The organism is Haloarcula sp. H-hyl2 (genome assembly GCF_056934385.1).
The window spans coordinates 188,755-206,056 of sequence record NZ_JBRIIJ010000003.1; the positions used below are offsets into that span (position 1 = coordinate 188,755).

General features: G+C 65.8%; 16 protein-coding genes. 3 read left to right on the forward strand and 13 right to left on the reverse strand.

Translation table 11 applies throughout. The features are described 5' to 3' along the window. Positions 1-20: 20 nt before the first annotated feature. On the forward strand, positions 21-1,040 hold the full coding sequence (locus Hhyl2_RS18225) for a Cdc6/Cdc18 family protein (RefSeq protein ID WP_483552220.1): 1,020 nt from the start codon (positions 21-23) through the stop codon (positions 1,038-1,040). A 207-nt stretch (positions 1,041-1,247) separates the two neighbouring features. Here the strand turns inward: Hhyl2_RS18225 and Hhyl2_RS18230 are convergent, their stop codons facing one another. From Hhyl2_RS18230 to Hhyl2_RS18280, 11 genes are all read right to left on the reverse strand, one after another. Next, entirely contained in the window at positions 1,248-2,456 is a 1,209-nt protein-coding gene (locus Hhyl2_RS18230) for an aminotransferase class V-fold PLP-dependent enzyme (protein WP_483552221.1), read from the reverse strand. A 19-nt stretch (positions 2,457-2,475) separates the two neighbouring features. Beyond that, positions 2,476-3,348, reverse strand: a complete 873-nt coding sequence (locus Hhyl2_RS18235; protein WP_483552222.1) for a metallophosphoesterase family protein — start codon at positions 3,346-3,348, stop codon at positions 2,476-2,478. 2 nt (positions 3,349-3,350) lie between these two features. Further along, complete coding sequence (locus tag Hhyl2_RS18240) at positions 3,351-4,001, reverse strand: hypothetical protein (RefSeq protein WP_483552223.1); 651 nt, start codon at positions 3,999-4,001, stop codon at positions 3,351-3,353. Between the two features lie 46 nt (positions 4,002-4,047). Then, entirely contained in the window at positions 4,048-4,905 is an 858-nt protein-coding gene (locus Hhyl2_RS18245; RefSeq protein ID WP_483552224.1) for an SDR family NAD(P)-dependent oxidoreductase, read from the reverse strand. Between the two features lie 3 nt (positions 4,906-4,908). Then, entirely contained in the window at positions 4,909-5,376 is a 468-nt protein-coding gene (locus tag Hhyl2_RS18250) for a transthyretin-like family protein (protein WP_483552225.1), read from the reverse strand. 2 nt (positions 5,377-5,378) lie between these two features. Further along, a complete protein-coding gene (locus tag Hhyl2_RS18255) occupies positions 5,379-6,281 on the reverse strand; it encodes a carbohydrate ABC transporter permease (RefSeq protein WP_483552226.1) in 903 nt (300 codons plus the stop codon). Further along, positions 6,278-7,201: a carbohydrate ABC transporter permease gene (locus Hhyl2_RS18260; protein WP_483552227.1), complete on the reverse strand. Its 924-nt coding sequence runs from the start codon at positions 7,199-7,201 to the stop codon at positions 6,278-6,280. The genes Hhyl2_RS18255 and Hhyl2_RS18260 overlap by 4 nt, the downstream gene beginning before the upstream one ends. A gap of 44 nt (positions 7,202-7,245) precedes the next feature. Next, positions 7,246-8,718 carry an extracellular solute-binding protein gene (locus tag Hhyl2_RS18265; protein ID WP_483552228.1) on the reverse strand — a complete coding sequence of 491 codons (1,473 nt, stop codon included), beginning with the start codon at positions 8,716-8,718 and terminating at the stop codon, positions 7,246-7,248. A gap of 79 nt (positions 8,719-8,797) precedes the next feature. Further along, the gene (locus Hhyl2_RS18270) at positions 8,798-10,393 is read right to left on the reverse strand and encodes a DUF3604 domain-containing protein (RefSeq protein WP_483552229.1); all 1,596 of its coding nucleotides are present in this window, start codon (positions 10,391-10,393) and stop codon (positions 8,798-8,800) included. 59 nt (positions 10,394-10,452) lie between these two features. Beyond that, positions 10,453-11,601, reverse strand: coding sequence for an ABC transporter ATP-binding protein (locus Hhyl2_RS18275; RefSeq protein WP_483552230.1), 1,149 nt, complete (start codon positions 11,599-11,601; stop codon positions 10,453-10,455). An 82-nt stretch (positions 11,602-11,683) separates the two neighbouring features. Beyond that, positions 11,684-12,850 (reverse strand): Gfo/Idh/MocA family protein, encoded by a 1,167-nt coding sequence (locus tag Hhyl2_RS18280; protein WP_483552231.1) that lies wholly within the window; start codon positions 12,848-12,850, stop codon positions 11,684-11,686. Positions 12,851-13,008: 158 nt separating this feature from the next. On the opposite strand from Hhyl2_RS18280, the gene Hhyl2_RS18285 reads away from it, so the two are divergent. Beyond that, a complete protein-coding gene (locus tag Hhyl2_RS18285) occupies positions 13,009-14,268 on the forward strand; it encodes an MFS transporter (protein WP_483552232.1) in 1,260 nt (419 codons plus the stop codon). 7 nt (positions 14,269-14,275) lie between these two features. Here Hhyl2_RS18285 and Hhyl2_RS18290 read toward each other — a convergent pair whose 3' ends face one another. Beyond that, positions 14,276-15,133, reverse strand: a complete 858-nt coding sequence (locus Hhyl2_RS18290; RefSeq protein WP_483552233.1) for a sugar phosphate isomerase family — start codon at positions 15,131-15,133, stop codon at positions 14,276-14,278. Between the two features lie 97 nt (positions 15,134-15,230). Here Hhyl2_RS18290 and Hhyl2_RS18295 point away from each other — a divergent pair, with 97 nt between their 5' ends. Beyond that, positions 15,231-16,091, forward strand: a complete 861-nt coding sequence (locus Hhyl2_RS18295) for a 6-phosphogluconolactonase (RefSeq protein WP_483552234.1) — start codon at positions 15,231-15,233, stop codon at positions 16,089-16,091. On the opposite strand, the gene Hhyl2_RS18300 is transcribed toward Hhyl2_RS18295, so the two are convergent. Beyond that, complete coding sequence (locus Hhyl2_RS18300) at positions 16,077-17,270, reverse strand: diphosphate--fructose-6-phosphate 1-phosphotransferase (protein WP_483552235.1); 1,194 nt, start codon at positions 17,268-17,270, stop codon at positions 16,077-16,079. The genes Hhyl2_RS18295 and Hhyl2_RS18300 overlap by 15 nt on opposite strands. Positions 17,271-17,302: the final 32 nt, after the last annotated feature.

Consider the following 17,302-nt stretch of genomic DNA (forward strand, 5'->3'; position numbering starts at 1 on the left):
GCCCGGACCAGTCACACACGATGATCCGCGATGCGCGCGTTCTCCGTGCCGGATTCGTCCCGCGCGAGGTCCAGCATCGCGACGCCGAGGTGAACCACCTCTCCAGCGTCCTCGAACCGCTGACCGACGGTGAGCCCGCCGACACCGCCGTCGTCACCGGCCCCAGCGGGGCCGGCAAGACCTGTCTCTCCCGGTTCGTCACCGAGCGACTCCGCGAGGAGATGCTCGACGTGGAAGCGACCTACGTCAACTGCTGGCGCAACTACACCCGGTTCCGCGCGCTGTACCAGCTCCTCGACGATCTCGGGGAGACCATCGACATCCATCGCCAGTCGACGCCACACGACGAACTCGTCGACCGTCTGCAGCAGTACGACGGTCCGCGGACGGTGGTCATCCTCGACGAGGCCGACCAGCTGGAGGACCCGGACGTCATCTACGACCTCCACAGCCTCCCGCAGTTCGCAGTCGTCTGCATCGCCAATCAGGTGGAGGACCTGTTCAGCCGCGTCGACGAGCGTCTGGTGAGCCGCCTCCGATCCAGCGAGCACGTCCGGATGGACCGCTACCACGACGACCAGCTCCACGATATCCTCGCCGACCGGGTCCAGTGGGGCCTCGGCCCGGACGTCGTCACGGACGAGCAGTTGCACCGCATCGCCGACGCCGCGGCCGGCGACGCCCGCCTCGCGATCGGCATCCTCCGGTCGGCTGCGAGTACTGCCGACCGTCGGAACGACGACCGGATCACCGACGAACTCCTGCTCGCCGCCGCCGAGGACGCCCGCGCACAGCTCCAGCAGCGGGACATCGACTCGCTGACCCCCCACCAGCGGACCGTCTACGACATCGTCCGCCGGAACGGCCCGCTCGGGCCCGGCGAGATCTACGAGCGGTACGCCGAAGCGGTCGAGGACTCCCGGACCAAACGGACCGTCCGGACCTATCTCTCGAAGATGGTCCAGTACAACCTCCTGACGGCCGACGGAACCAGTCGCGACCGGACGTACGCCGTCGTCGACGGGCCGTCGCCGGAGTGATTGTCGGTTCCGTCTTCAAAAATCACCAAAATCAATTTTGCAGCCGTATAATCTGGCATTCGGGACACAAGCACTATCTGTCGGTTGTTTTTGGGAATATGGGTCGAAATCCACTAAATAGCTACTGTATGACGTACTTTCACAGTCAAATATGGGGTTATATTGCAATATCTTTCCAGATATGGTTTTATATCTGGGGATTGAACCTCATTCGACGGCATCTTCGACTCGATTGACGATCAGCTTGAGCTGACTGTCTCGCAGGCACCGGGGATCGAGAGTTACCTCTCCGTCGTCCACATGCCGCGCGCCGACGACGATCTTCGGTCGGCCGTCGCGCAGTTGCCGAACCAGGTCCCCGGCGGTCGTCGTGCTGCCCCGGAGGTCGACGACGACGGTCGGGACGACGCGGTAGTCGGGGTCCGCGTCGCCGGTGACGGTGACGTCGAGTCCGTCGACCGCCGACAGCAAACCGGCGAGGCGGTTCGCCCGCTCTCGCCAGGCGTCGACGAGTGCGTCCTCGTCCTCGTCGCGATACAGTTCGAGTGCGCGGAGCAGGCCGGCCAGTTCCTCCTTCCCGACCTTCATCGCCCGGCCGAGGCCGTGGTTGGGGGTACCGCTCGGCAGCGGCACCGTCGTGAGCAGTTCCTCCGGCGGATCCCAGAACGCCGCTGGGGTGTCGATCGGGAGGTGCTGGAGCGCGATCGATCGGACGAGCCACTGGGCGCCCGCGACGATACCGGTCGACTGTGGCCCGCGAACGGCCTTGCCGCCGCTGAAGACGACTGCCGTGGCACCGCTGTCGATGTACGCACGCAGGTTCCTTCGCGGCGGGAGTTCGGCCGCCGCGTCGACGATCACCGGGACGTCGTAGCGGGCCGTGATCGCCGTCACCGTCTCCAGATCGAGTTCGTTGCGCGGTCGGTCGACGTACGCGAACGCGGCCGTGTCGTCCGAGATGGCGTCGGCGATCTCCCACGGTTTGAGCTGTTCGGCACCCGAGTGGTTGTCGACCATCCCGACCGGTCGCAACGTCGCACCGGGGAGCCGGAACGCGAAATCGTACTCGATGTGGTGGGCGGCGGGGATGAGCACCTCGTCGGCGACGCCAGTGGTATCCGGGAGTCGGTTCATCACGCCGAAGTCGTCGCCGGCCAGGCAGGCCGCCGTCGCGAGCGCCAGTCCGGACGCGGCGCCGTTGGTCACGTAGCCGGCCGCAGCGCCGGTGACTTCGGCGATCAGTTCCGACGCGCGGGCCTGGAGATCCGCGATCTCGACGAAGTCGTCGGCGGCGTTCAGCATCGCTTCCCGAGCCTCGGGACGGATCAGACTGCCACCGACGCGGGTGTGGTTGCCGACGGCGTTGATCACGCGCGGGACGTCGTAGGTGTCGTAGATGTCGTTCGGGTCTGCCATGGTTGGGTACTGTGTTGTCTCACCACTCTGCTCGGGCGAGCGTGCCCTGCTCGTCTCCGCCGACGTCGTCGTAGCTCACCTCGGCGATTCGCTCGTCCGTGTCGACGTGCAACCACCGGACGTCACCGCCGTAGTCCGGGTCGCGGTTGTGGACGAGATGGCGGGCGAGCACGTACTGGACGCCGTCGACGTGCTCGACGCTGCGCCCGTTGTCCGGCCAGTAGTGGCCGCTGTTGACGAAGACGGTGTTGCCGCGTGCCAGTACGCGCTGGACCGTCGGATAGTTGAGCGTGAGTTTGTACGCGGCGGTGTGGCCGGTCTCCCAGTCGTCGATGGTGTCGTGTTTCGCGACCGGCGCGTGGAGGAAGACGAACGTCGGGATCTCCGGGTCCGCGTCCATCAGCCGTTCCAGCATGGCGATCTGTGGCGCCGAGACGAAGTTCTGCTGGTCCCGGAGCGAGTGCCAGCCTGGATGCGGATTCGTATCGAGGACCACGTACCGCGCGCCGTCGGCCGTGCACCACCCCCACTGGGGAAACTCTTCGGCCGGGAAGTACTCCCGATAGACGTCCAGCGGTCGGTCGTTGTTCCCACGGGCGACGACGTAGTCGCTGTCCAGTCGGTCGTCGAACAGCGCCTTCGCCCGTGCGAAGTCCCGCCGGTAGTAGTAGTTATCCGGGTCGCCGTGCCACCCGCCCCAGTCGGTCCGGCCGTCGTTGTGCTCGTTCGCGGCCCCGAGCAGGTGGCGCAGGTCCCCGCCGACGACGGTCCAGTCGACGCCGACCTCGTTGAGTGTGTCGATAGCCGCCTCGACCGTCGGAACGCCGTCGTAGCCGTCGCGGTCTCCGGCGACGACGTGTGGGTCGTAGAGCAGGCCGATAGTCCGTGGCATCGTCACTCGCTCCAGAGCTGGACGGCGGTTCCCTGATCCAGGTAGCCGGTGCCGCCCGACACCGCTGCTTCGAACGTGTAGCTCGCGACGATGTCCCCACCGGGCTCGTAGTCGCCGGTATCTGGTGCGAACTCCACCATCGGCGAGACGAAGTACTCCGGCTCCGGTGCCGACAGGTCGACGGTCGTCTCGTAGGGCTCGCCGTCGACTGCCAGGTGCTCGGCCGTCAGGTGGAGCGTCAGTACCGCTTCACTGGGGTCAGTTCGGCCCCGGCCACAGACGTTCAGATAGAGGATACTGCACTCGACCGGCGCGACGTATGGTACCTGGAGGCAGTTCTTCTGGAGAGTGACGGCATCCTGGCTCGTGACTTCCCAGTCCTCGTCGCCGGGGCTGGTCTGTGTCGGTGTGGGGCCGAGGGGCCATGAGGCCACGAGTTCCGGGCCACCGACGCGTGGCTGGTAGTCCCGCGAGACGAGCGCGCTGTCGCTCTCGCTGACCGGTGACCGCCGACCGAGCATCCGGTTGGAGTCGCGACGTGTCTCCACGCCCGGTTCCTGTCCGCGCAGTTCTGGCGCCCCGGTGTTGTCGGCCGTGCCGTCGTCGGATCGACTGGGCTCGTCAGGGTCGGTGTCGGTGTGTTCGTCTGGCATCTGTGGTGGCTCCGAGTTGTGAACGGACCGGCTCTCGCCGTCGTTCTCAGTTGTCTGGGATGTGTTCCTCCTGGTCGACGGCCTTCCCCGCCCGGCTCACCAGACGGCCGCCGTCACAGGGAATCACCGCGGCGGTGATGAAGCTACTCTCCGGGGCAGCCAGGAACGCGAGGAGCGCCGCGACGTCACTGGCACGGCCCCAGCGACCGACGAGCGTCGCCGCACGGTCGTCGACGGCCGCTGGCACCTGATCGGTGGCCGCTTCGAGGGGCAACTCCGGGTGTTCGTCCGGGTCGTCGACCTGGTATATCGGGCCGACCAGCACCGTGTTCACCGTGATGTCGGCGTCCTCGGTCGGTGACCACTCGCTGGCCAGACTGCGGGTGAGCCCGTCCAGTCCGGCCTTCGAGGACGCGTACGCGACAGCGCCGGGCAGGGGCGACTGGCTCTGGATGGCGCCGATGTTGAGCACGCGGCCGTAGCCGTTCTCGCGCATGTGGGGGTACGCCTCGCGGGCGAGCAGGAACGGCCCGGTGAGGTTCGTCGCGACCGTCTCGTCGAACGTCGCCCGGGCCATCGACTCCGCCCAGTCGAAGGCCAGACTCGCCGCGTTGTTGACGACGATGTCGACGGAGCCGTAGGTTTCGACGGTTTCGGCGACCAGAGACTCGACGTCACTCTCGTCGGTGATGTCGGTCGGGACGAACGTGGCCGTCCCGCCGAGGTCCTCGATGCGGTCGACGACGCGCTCGGCCGACGGACGGGACCGCTGGGCGACGACGACGCTCGCCCCCTCACGCGCGAATCGGACCGCGGTACTCCGCCCGATGGTTCCGCCACCGCCGGTCACGATGGCGGTGTAGCCGTCGAGACGTGCCGGGATCGGTTGGTCCTGTACGAGCATAGCTTAGCGGTCGAGGACGAGACGGATGTCCATGTTCTGGTCCGGGAACAGCGCGTGCCGGAAGTAGGTCGGCGTCTGGACGCCGTCCTCGGTCGTGACGCGGATGCGCAGTTCCATGCCGGCGGCTGTCCCGGTCCCGGAGTAGTTGGGGACGACGAACGCCCCGTCGGCGTCGGTGACGGTCTCGTTCGTGTTCATGACGTTCTCGATGCCGATGACGTTGATGCGGACCGTCGCGTTCTCGACGGGCGTCCCGTCGGCGGTGACGACGGTCCCGGTGAGTCTGTCGCCGTCGTGCTGGTCCATGTACGCCGACGCGCCGACGGAGGCCGCGACCAGCAACAGGAAGATCGCGGTGAACCGGTTTACGAGGAGGAGTCTGATGCTGACCGTCTCGCGGACGAGCAACAGCAGTTGGACGATCGGTTCGGCGACGTACACGAGGAGTCGGTGGAGTGGTGAGTCGGCCATGGTTACTCCTTGATGCTCCCCATCACGGCGCTCTCGATGAACTGTTTCTGCAGCAGGAGGAACAGCATGACCATCGGCACGACGGCCATGAGCGTGAAGGCGTACATCAGCCCGTACCGGCCCTGGTTGTTGCCCTGGAAGGAGGCCAGTGCCTGCGTCAGTGTCATCAGCTCCTGTTCGTTGAGGATGAGCAACGGCCAGACGTAGGTGTTCCAGGCGAAGACGAACGCGAGGATGACGTTCGCGGCGAGTGCGGCCTTCGAGAGGGGCCAGTAGATGCCGAAGATGATGTACAACTCGGAGGCGCCGTCGAGCCGCGCCGACTCGATCATCGAATCGGGGACGGCGTCGAAACTGGTGTAGAGGATGAAGATGTTGATGATGATGATCGCCAGCGGGAGGACGACACCGAAGCGGTTGTTCAGGAGGCCGAGCCGCTGGGAGACCAGGAACGCCGGGATGATGACCGTCTGGGCGGGGATCATCATATTCGCCACGAGGAACCCCTGGACGAGCCGTCGGCCCCGGAAGTCGAGCGTCAGCCCGTAGGCCGCCAGCGAGTTGAAGACGAGGTTCGCACCCACGACTGCGACGGCGATGAACGCGGTGTTGAACAGGAACGTGAGGAAGTCGACCTCGAACAGCACCTTCGAGAAGTTCGCCACCGAGGGGTTCTCGATGCCCAGCGTCGGCACGCCGCCGTAGAGGTTCGCGGAGGGCCACATGAACGATATCTTGACGAGCCAGTACAGCGGGAAGACGAACGCGACACCCAGGATCGCCGCGAGCAGGAAGTAGCCGGTCCGGGTGAGCAGTTCGGTCCGATCGGTGGCCCGCCAGAACGAGACCCTGTCCCGCAGGAGTCGCACGTCCGACCTGTTCACGACCTCGTTGTCACGGCTCATTGGTAGGACCCCCGCTGGATGAACCGCCCGATACCGATCAGCGACAGCATCAGGAGGAACAGGACGACTGTCAGGACGGCCGCGTAGCCGAAGTTCCCGTTCGTGAACGCCTGTCTGTAGAGGTAGGTGATGAGGATCTCCGTCGCGTCAGCGGGACCACCGCCGGTCAGGACCCGGATCAGGTCGAACAGTTTGAACGAGAGGATCATCCCGACCAGGATGCAGACGCCGATGGTCGGTTTGAGCAACGGGAGCGTGATGTAGAGGAACCGCTGGCGACGGTTCGCCCCGTCGATACGTGCCACCTCGTAGACCTGCGCGGGGATCGTCTGGAGGCCGGCGAGGATGATCACGAGGTAGAGGCCGATGCTCTTCCAGATGTGGACGACGAACACCGATACCTTCGCCCACGTCCCGTCACCGAGCCAGGAGATGTTCTGCTCGATGAGACCGATCTGTGTCAGGACGTGGTTGGCGACGCCGCCGCTCGTCTTGAAGATGTAGTTCCAGATGACGGCGATGCCGACCATCATCAGGATGTACGGGACGAAGAACAGCGAGCGGAACCCGTCGCTGCCGACGAACTGCTGATTGAGCAGGAGCGCGATCCCCAGCGCGAACGCGATGCCGACCGGGATGGTCAACAGGAACAGGACGTTGTTGACCAGCGCGGTGACGAACACGTCATCCGTGAGCAGTCGCTGGTAGTTCTCGGCGCCGACGAAGGTGGTCTCGCCGGTGAACGACATCTCCTGGAACGAGAGGACGAACGTCCACAGCAGGGGGATCGTCCGATACAGCAGCAGGACGGTGATCGTCGGCACGAGGACGACCCAGGCGATGACCGACCGGCGGCTCCGCTCCGAGAGCAGTGTGTCGACGTCGACCTCGTCGAGGCGTCTGCTGACCTCCGTGAGCATTCCTGATGACATGGGCGGATGAGAGACCGGGCTGACAGGCGCTGTCAGTCCCCGATCGCCTGATTGATTGCCTCCTCGGCGTCCTGAGCTGCCTGTTCGGGCGACTTCTCGCCCAGCGCACAGGCCGAGACCATGTCCTTGTCGATGATGACCTCGATCTCGGCGGAGGCCGGGATGGTCGGCGGTGCCCAGGCGTTGTCCTTGTTCCGACTCCAGAGTTCGTACTGCTGGGCGAGGATCGGGTTGTTGGCCCGGAACTCCTCGCTATCGGCGAGTTCCCGGTGGGCTTCGAGGTTGGCGACCGGCCGCGTCGGTCCGGCGGTCGCGTTCTCCAGTTGCCACTTCTTGCTCAGCACGACGTCGTTGATGAAGTGGAACGCGGTCCGGACCTGCTGGCGCGAGTGGAACTCCTCGCTCGTGATGCCCCAGCCGTGTGCGGCGTAGACACCGGAGTTCCGTGGTCCTGGCCCGACGCCGAGCGTGTCCTCGTTGATCCAGTCGCCGTTGGCCTTGATCGTCCGCAGGTTGTTGAAGTGCGCGAAGTTCATGGCCGTGTTCCCCGCAGCGAACGTCTGGTTCGGCGCGGTCCAGCGCCCGGTGAACGACGTCTCGGCGATGATGCCGTTCTGGGTGAGTTCCTGGATCCGCGAGAGGATCTCGACCGTCGTGTCGGTGTTCAGCGCCGCCGCCGTGTTGTCGTCGTTGAGCAGGTCGACACCCTCGGTCTGGAACAGCGGCCAGAAGTGGAACCCGAAGGTCAGCATCATCAGCCCCATCTCGGCACTTGAGTTCGCCACGACCTCCTCGGCGACGTCGAAGTAGTCGAAGGTCGTGTACGGGTTGTCGACCGTCGGCGGGTCGATGCCTGCTTCCTCGAAGAAGCTCTTGCGGTACCCGGTCCAGGTCGTCGAGTGGTAGAACGGGAGTCGGTACAGCGTCCCGTCGACCGAACTGAAGTTCAGGATCTGCTCGCCGAACTTCTCCTCGATTGCACTCATCCCGCCCTCGACCTCTTCCTCGATGATCGGGTCCAGCGGCGCGAACACGCCGGCGCTCGCGTATCGGGAGAAGATACCCGCCTGGGTGTCGACTGCATGTGGCGGGTTCCCGCCCTGGATCCGTGTCTGGAGGTACGAGGGGAAGTCGCTCCCCGGTCTGTCGACCCAGTTCATCTCCACGTCGGAGTACCGGTCGATCGCGGTGAAGTCGTCCATCCAGCCCCTGATGGCGTTCTCGTGGTAGCCGATGTTCCAGGTCAGGAACGACAGTTCGAAGTCGGGGCGCGCGGGAGTCCCGCCGTCACCGTCACTGCCGTCGCCACCGTCGCCTCCGCTGCCGTCCCCGCCCCCGCCACTGCCGCCGTCTCCACCGTCGCCGCCGCCGCCAGTGCCACCGCCGCCACCGTCGCCGCCACAACCAGCCAGCGCGGGCATGGCTGCACCCGCTGCCAACGCGCGAAGGTACTTGCGCCGCTGGAGTCTACTCGGGAGGTTCGTGGGATCGCTCTCTTCTCCCATAAGAAAGTATCGCTATCAGACACACGTAAATGTTTCGGCGCTAACACGACAGCGGTGCTGTCCGGATCCAGCCCCCGAGCTATGCCGATTCGGTCCAGATCGGCGACGCCCAGGCGTACTGACCGTCGCGCTGCTGGACGCGGACGTAGTAGTAGTCGCGGTCGGGTTCGAGGTCGGTGAACTCGACGCTCGTCTCGCAGGCGGTCTCCGGATGTGCTGTGTGGAACTTTAGCTTTCGCGCGTTGTGATAGACCACGTCGGGATTGGCGATAGCCTCGCGCGACCGGCCGAACTCGGCTTCGATGCGGTCGTAGCAGTCGTCGGTGAATGCGACGACGTGCGTGTCGTCGACGAGGTCACCGAGTTGGACCGCGATATCGTCATACCCGTCCACCACGAGTTCGAGCGTCGTCGCGGCCGTTCCGCCGACGTCCAGTATCAGCCCCTGGGTCGTCTCGTAGACGGGGCTCGACCGCTCGGTGGTGATGTCGAACGAGCAGCTGTCGCCGTCGTGTTCGAAGCGCTGGCCCCAGCCGTTGAACCGCGGCTGGACCGACTGGAGGGTTCCGTCGTCGACGGAGACCGTGCCAGTCCACTCGTTGCGGGTCCCGTGCCAGTCCCCGTAGTCCGGGCTCGGCCCCCACCCCATCTCGACGAGAACGCTGTAGGTCGCCTCGGCCGACGGGTCGGGATACTCCCAGCGACCGCTGTGGATGTAGGTCTCCTGGACCCGTCCGTCGGCGACGAGTTCGACGCGGTCCAGCGCTCGCGCGCAGTCCAGGTCGACGGTGGCGGTGAGCGACCCGTCTGCGTCCACCACACCGCCCATCGGCTCGCCGTCCAGTTCGTACCACAACTGGATGCGGTCGCCGGTCGTGCCGTACGTTCGGCGCGCGGTGAGCGCGTCCCAGACCCCCTCTCGCGTGAGTTCGCTCGCCCAGAGACCCGCCACGCCGTTCCCCCAGGACCCGGGGAGGCCACCACCGTCGTTCGAGGCGATGACGCCGACGCGGTGCCCTCGGTCCAGGGCATCGATCAGCGTGCCGCCCGACGTTCGTGGTCCCATGCTGGGGTTCTCGTCCATCGCGACCGGTGTGTCGACGCCTTCACTGGAGCCGTGCCCGGAGTAGACCTCCATCACCGGCGAGAGTGCCGGGTCGTGCAGCTCCCAGTCCTTCGCTCGCTCACCGGGCTTGTAGGCGGTGTGGTGGGGGATGGCCAGTGCCGGCATCTCCAGATCGTGGAGGTGCTCGAACAGTGTCGTGAGCGCCCAGGCGTCGTCGAGCGGGCCGCCCGGCTCGAAGTGGACGACGTTGTGGTCGCCCCACTCGCGGCGGTTCCCGTGCCACTCGTAACCGGGGAACGTGACGAACTCGCCGGGGTCGTGGTGGTCGCGGACGGCCTGCTGGATGCGGGCCCACCACTCGTGAAAGCGTGGCCTGTTCTGGACCGTCTCCTCGCGCAGCCCCCAGTGCTCGCGGTCCTCGATGCGGTACTCGAACCCGATCTCGCCCGTGGCCACCCAGGTAAAGGGGTAACACAGCACCGGATAGACGTCGACGTTGTAGCTCGCGTCGACGAGCGCCTCGTCGAGACGGTCGAGGTTCGAGACCGGCTCGGAGGCGTGTTTGTGGAAGTCACCCCAGTAGACGTCGTACGCCGGTGGTCCAGTCATCGGTACTGTCCTCCGTCGGTGTGTCGCTGGGACGGTGGTGTACTGAGCATCCTACCTTCTCACTGGAACATCTCGCTCGTCGGTTCTGTCTCGTCGGGCAGGACCTGGTGTTTGATCGTCCGGCCTGTCGCCGCGTCGAAGAGGTAGACGTTCTCCTCCGGGAAGCGGATGGTGACGGTGCTGCCGACGGAGACGCGCTCGTGGCCGCCGACGCTGGCCGTGTAGCGCTCGCCGTCGAGTTCGTAGTAGAAGAGCTGTTCCTTCCCGAGCGGTTCGACGACCTCGACGTCGACGTCGACCGTGTTCGGGCCGGCGTCGACTGCCATCTCGGTGTCCTCCGGCCGGATGCCGAGGATCACGTCGCTGGCCTCTCGCTCCTCGACGTGCTCGATCGTCTCGGTGAGTGTCAGTTCGAACGACGGGTGTGTCAGCGTCAGCGAGTCCTGCTCCCAGATCGCCTCGCACGTGATGAAGTTCATCGAGGGACTCCCGATGAACCCGGCGACGAACTGGTTGACCGGGCGGTAGTAGGTGTCCATCGGCCGCCCGACCTGCTGGACCTCGCCCTGGTTCATGATGGCGATACGGTCGCCCATCGTCATCGCCTCGGTCTGGTCGTGGGTCACGTAGATGGTCGTCACGCCCAGTTCCTGCTGGAGTTCCTGTATCTCGGTCCGCATCGTCGTCCGGAGCTTGGCGTCCAGATTCGACAGGGGCTCGTCCATCAGGAACACCGCCGGATTGCGGACGATAGCTCGGCCGAGGGCGACACGTTGCTTCTGACCGCCCGAGAGTTCGTTGGGCATCTTCTCCAGGAGGTCCTCGATACCCATGATGCTGGCTGCCTTCTGGACCTGGCTCTCGATCTGGTCTTTCGTGAGCTCACCCTGCATCTTGAGTCCGAAGGACATGTTCTTCCGGGCGGTCAGATGCGGATACAGCGCGTAGTTCTGGAACACCATCGCGACGTCGCGGTTCTTCGGTTTCACCCCGGCCAGCGACGTGCCGTCCAGGCGGATCTCGCCGTCGGTGATGCTCTCCAGGCCGGCCACCAGTCGCAACAGCGTCGACTTCCCGCTCCCGGAGGGCCCCACCAGAACGACGAACTCGCCATCCTCGATGGTCATGGTGACGTCCTTGACGGCGTCGATATCGCCCTCGGGCCCGGAGAACACCTTCCAGACGGCATCCATGTCTACGGATCCCATATTCTTGAAATTCCAACTACAGTTTAATATACCTTGGGGTGGATTCACACCCTTCCCCCGGAAAAGCGGACTCAAAGAGGCGCTACGACACGATATCGTAGTTCGAGTCGAGTTCGACGACTGCGCCGTCCTGATCGATCGACCGCTCGGCGGCAATCGAGACCGCGGCGGCCTTCTTCGCGTCCAGTGCCGTTGCAGGCGGTTCGGCCGCCCCCTGGAGACACCGCAGGAAGCGCCGCATCTGGAAGATGTCGCCCCCGTGGGACCCTTCTGCGCCGACCGTAATCTCCTCGGTCTCGCCACGCCGCTGGACCTCGACGACGTCCGGGCGATCCGGCGCGATGACGACGCCGTCCGACCCGCGGATCTCGGAGGTCTTGCGCGTGGAGACGTCGTAGACGTCGGCGTGGCCGACGCCGTTGTACAGACACAGTTCCAGCGATCCGACGGTACCGTCGTCGTAGTGGACGTTGACGGTCGCCTGGTCGACGATATCGGTGTTCCTCGTGAAGACGTGCTGGCCGCCGAACGCAGAGACTCGGACCGGGTCGGCTTCGGCGTACCAGTTGAACAGGTCGAAGTCGTGTGAGTTCTTCTCCAGGAGTGCGCCGCCGCTCCGGTCCTGACTGAACCGGAAGCCCCCCGAGGAGGACTGGAACGGGTCGCGGACCTCGACGTGGCTCAGCATACCCACGTCGCCGATCCGGCCGGCCTCCAGGAGATCCTTGATCGTCCGGTAGTAGGGGGCGACCCGTCGCTGGAAGCCGACGTAGAACAGCGCGTCCGAGGCTCGCGAGGCGTCGATCATCTCGTCGTGGGCTGCCAGTGTCGTCGCCAGGGGCTTCTCACAGAACAGGTCGACGTCCGCGTCGAGCAGGGGCACTACCGCCTCGACGTGCTGGTCGTTCGGCGAGGCGACGACGACCGTATCGAACTGCTCGCCGGCGAGGAACGTCTCCAGGTCGCCGTACAGTTCCGGGTCGTCACCGTGGTCTCGACACAGGTCAGCCGCTACCTGGCGGGATTCCTCGCCAGGATTCATGATCGCCGTGATAGCGGGGTCGAGGTCGCTGACGTCGTCGACCCACTCCGGGGTCTCGCCCGCGTACTCGTCGTAGAACCCGTGAGGCCAGTCGTCCGCCCGATCACAGAGGAAGTACTGCTGATCGCGGATGGTGTAGAGGTGGTCCATCAGGGTCCGCGCTCGCTTGCCCGCCGCGACGAACCCGATTCTCGGTTGGAAGGGCATATCTGGAACTGTCGGCGCGGAACTATTTAGTAGCTGGTGCGAGCTACCGGGCGATCCATCCCTGTCCACGCTCAGACGGCACAGGAACTTTCGGGTGCCCCGCCCCGAGGTATAAATATCGGTCCGCCGATTGTTCACGTAGCGACACCGAGCCACGTATGGGCGACCACTCTCCCTCGCTTCGCCGGCGCAATCAGCGACCGATACTCGGTGCTTCAGCGCTCCTGTGGTCGATTCCGACGAACCTGGCGACGACGACGCTGGCCGTCTTCGTCGGCCGACAGGGCACCGCGTTCCAGGTCAGCCTGGTGACGATGTCGCATTTCCTCGCACTCTTGCTGTTCGCACCGGTCTGGGGCGTCGTCGCGGACATCACGGGCAGTCACCGGAAACTGCTCGCGTTCGCCGGAGTCGTCTCGTCGCTGATGCTCGTCGTCCTCGGGCTGACCGACGGCGTCTGGGCGCCGATCCTCCTGCGCGGCCTCTACGCGACGTTCTTCGCCGCGTTCCCGCCGCTGATGCTCACGATCGTCAGCGAACACGAGGGGTTCAGCGGCCGGGGACAGGCGCTCGGGAACTTCAATAGCTGGCGCTCCGTGGGGTTCGCACTGGGCCAGTTCTTCGCGGGCATCTCGCTGACGCTCCTGACGTACCTGGAGATCTACTTCACGCTGGCAGCCGTGAACCTCGTCGCGACTGCGGTGACGTGGTTCGTCGTGACACCCGTCTCGGCCGAGCGCGCGGCGCTCGAATGGGCGGTCGTCCGCCGGAAGGTCGCCCGGCGGCTGGTCCCCGTTCGGGGTGACCGGTCGCACCTGACGACCAACGGCCTGCACTGGGTCTACGTCGCCGTCGGTCTCCAAGGCGTGACGTTCTTCGGCCTGCTGAGTCTGCTCCCGGTGTATCTCACCGACGAAGTCGGCATTTCAGAGACGTTGATGGGCATCTTCCTGGGGATCAACCCACTCAGTCGCGTGGTGTTGATGCTCGTCTTCGGCGCGGCCGTCGAGCGGTACGGGCGGAAGTCGATCCTGGGACTCGGTCTGGCAGGGACCGGGCTGTTCGCCCTCGTGCTTGCGGGTGCGACAGCCCCCGAAACTGCCTTCCTCCGCAAGATCGTCGTGGGCGTCGGGTTCGGCATCATCGCCGTCTCCTTCTCGGCGGCGGTCATCAGTAGCCAGACGTTCATCGGCGACGTGGCAGCGGTCGAGCGCGAATCCGAACTGATGGGGTTCCGGTCGACGGCGATGGGCCTCGGTGGAGTCGTCGGCCCGCTGTTGCTGGGGGGTCTCGTCACATTGTTGAACTACGACCTCGCGTTCGTCGTCCTCTCCGGGTTCTCCTTCGTAGGGACGGGACTGGTCGCCCTCGGTGTCTCGGAGACGGCGACTGGAACCGCCGTCCCCGGCCTGGACTGACCCACGATCAGGACTGGTCCTCGCCGGTCGCCTGGGTGATGTCCGGGACCGGCTGCTGTGCTGCGAGTTCCGTCAGCGTCACCTCGTAATCGGGATGGTCCTGGATCAGCGATCCGGGGCACTGTTCGGTGACCGGGCCGAGCAGCGCTCGTCGGAGGGTGCCCGCGTGCCAGTCACGCATGAACGTGAGGTGGATCCTGTCCGAGAGCAGGAGTTCGTACATCCCGAGTGTCACCGCCCGCTCGGGGATGAGTTCCCAGGCGCCGAGCGTCCCGCCCATGGCCATCTGCGTCGTGCTCTCCCGCGAGATACTGAGCGTTCGGGTTCGCGTCTCGGCCATGTCGGACGGAGTCATCTCCTCGTCTGGTTCGGGCGGGTCGTTGAACGCGAAATGACCCGTGATGCCGAACCCGCCGTAACAGACGTCGACGCCGTCGATCGCTTCCAGTTCGCGGGTCACGGCTTCGGGGTCGTGTGGGTCCGGGAAGACGACGTCGTCCATCGTCAGCCCGAGGTCGTCCGCGAGGTTCCCGACGAGGCTCTCGCGCATGAACGCCCGGAAACTGAGCGGGTGGCTCTCGGGGAGGAGGTCGCCGTCCTCGCCGAGGTACTCGTCCATCATGTAGACGGTCACGTCCGATAGCGGGACGCGTTCCCTGTTGCAGACGGTGGCCAGATACTCGTAGTCGAGGGGGCCGACCGGCAGGATCAACGTCGTCTCCTCGCCGCGCTCGTTGTTCGTCTCGATCACGTCGGCGATCTCGCGGGCGATCCGTCTGTCGAGCGCCTCCTTGTCGGGGACCAGCGTGAACTGGATCTCCTCGTGTGACAGGAGGGATTCCGTGCTGACCTGGTGTGGTTGCATCTGTCGGACCTCACTAGCACGTCGGCCAGACGGCTGATAAGCGTTGGCCAGGGTACCCGGACGAACTTTTTTGTATTCGTCTGACAAATCCACGACCATGATTCGGACGACAGAGCGCCGTGACGAGGTGCGAGAGCTACTGGCGATGGGGCCCGACGAACTCGACGACGCGGCCGGCGACCGGATCGAGATCCGCCCCGATCTGGACGCGGTGATGGAGCAGTTCGCACACGACATCGCCGACGAGATCGCGGCCAACAACGACGCGGGTGAACGGACGACGTTGATCCTGCCCGTCGGCCCCGTCGACCACTATCCGCTGCTCGCGAACATCGTGAACGAACGGGGGATCAGTCTGGCGGACTGTCACGTCTTCTTCATGGACGAGTACTGTGACCACAGCGGGCGAGTGATCCCCAGCGACCACCCGCTGAGCTTCCGCGGCGAGATGGACCGACTCTTCTTCGAGCGTGTCGATCCCGACCTGTCGATCCCCGACGAGCAGGTGGTCTTCCCGACGCACCGGAACATCACAGAGCTCGCCGAGCGTATCGATGCCGCCGGTGGGATCGACACCTGTTACGGGGGCATCGGCGTCCACGGCCACGTCGCGTTCAACGAGCCGGAGCCGGCGGTCGCGGAGACCGACCCCCGACTCGTCTATCTCAACGACTACACGGTCACGATCAACGCGATCCGTGCCGGCGTCGGCGGGAACCTCGAATCGTTCCCGCGGAAGGCCGTCACGCTCGGGATGAACCAGATCATGGATGCGGACAGCGTCAGACTCTACTGCCGGAACGACGTGCCGACACTGGACTGGGCGAACACGGTCTGTCGCCTGAGCGTCCTCGGAGAGCCGGGGCCGGACTACCCCGTGACCTACCTGACCGACCACGACGACTACCGTGTCGTCACCGACGAACGGACCGCTGCAACGCCGTCACACGTCCTCTGACGATGTAGAGACCCCCGCGAGGACAGCGTGTTCCGGCAACGGCCCGCCCAGAAGCGGGTCGGCGTAGCGGTGGAAGGCCTCGGTGACGTCGGGGCCATCGACGGCGAGGTACTCGTCGGGCACCGAGCGGGTCCCGCTCACCTCCGAGAGGGAGACGGATTCGACCGACCACTCGGGCGTTTCACCGTCTTGCCGGCGCAGTGCCACCATCACGCCCGACTCGCCGGCGGCGAGTCGTTCGACGGCAGCGCGTCCCAGCTGCCGGGCTAGTTTCCGGTCGAGCCGCGACTGGTGTGCGACCGACGCGCGGCCACACAGACCGGGCCGTTCACTCCTGGCCCGGAGGTCGAGTTCGTCGCCGACGAGCGTCGAGAGCCGTTCGGCCACACCTCCGAGGAGCGGTTTCCCGGTAGCGTCCCGGCGGACCGCGTCCGTCGCCATCGCCACGGGGTCGCCCGAGTCGTCTCGCAGCCCTTCGGCGACGACGACGAGGACGTACCCGAGTCGGTCGTAGACGCGCTGGACGGCGTCCAGAAACGACGCGGTGTCGAAGGGAGACTCCGGGGGGTAGACGAGATGTGGCGGCTCGTCCGGTTCCGGACCGGCGAGCGCAGTCGCCGCGGCCAGCCAACCGGCGTCCCGTCCCATCGTCTCGAAGACGGTGACGGGCGGCGGGAGCGTCGCCACGTCGCGGCCGACCTCGCGGACGGTGACCGCGTAGTACCGTGCTGCGCTCGGGAACCCCGGACAGTAGTCGGTGCCTTCGACGTCGTTGTCGACGGTGTTGGGCACGCCCAGTACGTCGACACCGTCGATCCGCCGATCCAGTTCGGCAGTCAGTTGCATCGTCCCGTTGCCACCCGCCAGCACACACCCGGTCACGTCGTACCGGTCGAGTGTCCGCTCGATCCGTGCGAAGTCCCCATCGCCGACCTGTCGTCGCGAGGAGCCCAGCGCCGCACCCGGCGTCTCGGGTAGCTGCTCGACCGTCCTCTCTGACTCCGCAGTGAGGTCGATGACGGCGCCCGCTATCAGGCCGGTGACGCCGTTCCGGGCACCGAGGACGCGCCCGACGCTGTTGGTCTGATCGCCGGCCCGGACGAGACCGGCGAGCGTGCTGTTGCTGACGGCTGTCGGGCCCCCCAGTTGTGCGACCAGGATCCGCTCCGGTCCGCTCATCGTGCACTCGCGGCGGGTGCCGCGTTCACTGT

Excerpts from the sequence above, each read along its gene's own strand:
- Hhyl2_RS18300 (WP_483552235.1), bottom strand. The coding sequence starts at position 17,270 with ATGAGCGGACCGGAGCGGATCCTGGTCGCACAACTGGGGGGCCCGACA.
- Hhyl2_RS18240 (WP_483552223.1), bottom strand. The coding sequence starts at position 4,001 with ATGCCAGACGAACACACCGACACCGACCCTGACGAGCCCAGTCGATCC.
- Hhyl2_RS18295 (WP_483552234.1), top strand. The coding sequence starts at position 15,231 with ATGATTCGGACGACAGAGCGCCGTGACGAGGTGCGAGAGCTACTGGCG.
- Hhyl2_RS18225 (WP_483552220.1), top strand. The coding sequence starts at position 21 with ATGATCCGCGATGCGCGCGTTCTCCGTGCCGGATTCGTCCCGCGCGAG.
- Hhyl2_RS18285 (WP_483552232.1), top strand. The coding sequence starts at position 13,009 with ATGGGCGACCACTCTCCCTCGCTTCGCCGGCGCAATCAGCGACCGATA.
- Hhyl2_RS18235 (WP_483552222.1), bottom strand. The coding sequence starts at position 3,348 with ATGCCACGGACTATCGGCCTGCTCTACGACCCACACGTCGTCGCCGGA.
- Hhyl2_RS18260 (WP_483552227.1), bottom strand. The coding sequence starts at position 7,201 with ATGCTCACGGAGGTCAGCAGACGCCTCGACGAGGTCGACGTCGACACA.
- Hhyl2_RS18265 (WP_483552228.1), bottom strand. The coding sequence starts at position 8,718 with ATGGGAGAAGAGAGCGATCCCACGAACCTCCCGAGTAGACTCCAGCGG.
- Hhyl2_RS18280 (WP_483552231.1), bottom strand. The coding sequence starts at position 12,850 with ATGCCCTTCCAACCGAGAATCGGGTTCGTCGCGGCGGGCAAGCGAGCG.
- Hhyl2_RS18245 (WP_483552224.1), bottom strand. The coding sequence starts at position 4,905 with ATGCTCGTACAGGACCAACCGATCCCGGCACGTCTCGACGGCTACACC.
- Hhyl2_RS18275 (WP_483552230.1), bottom strand. The coding sequence starts at position 11,601 with ATGGGATCCGTAGACATGGATGCCGTCTGGAAGGTGTTCTCCGGGCCC.
- Hhyl2_RS18250 (WP_483552225.1), bottom strand. The coding sequence starts at position 5,376 with ATGGCCGACTCACCACTCCACCGACTCCTCGTGTACGTCGCCGAACCG.
- Hhyl2_RS18255 (WP_483552226.1), bottom strand. The coding sequence starts at position 6,281 with ATGAGCCGTGACAACGAGGTCGTGAACAGGTCGGACGTGCGACTCCTG.
- Hhyl2_RS18270 (WP_483552229.1), bottom strand. The coding sequence starts at position 10,393 with ATGACTGGACCACCGGCGTACGACGTCTACTGGGGTGACTTCCACAAA.
- Hhyl2_RS18290 (WP_483552233.1), bottom strand. The coding sequence starts at position 15,133 with ATGCAACCACACCAGGTCAGCACGGAATCCCTCCTGTCACACGAGGAG.
- Hhyl2_RS18230 (WP_483552221.1), bottom strand. The coding sequence starts at position 2,456 with ATGGCAGACCCGAACGACATCTACGACACCTACGACGTCCCGCGCGTG.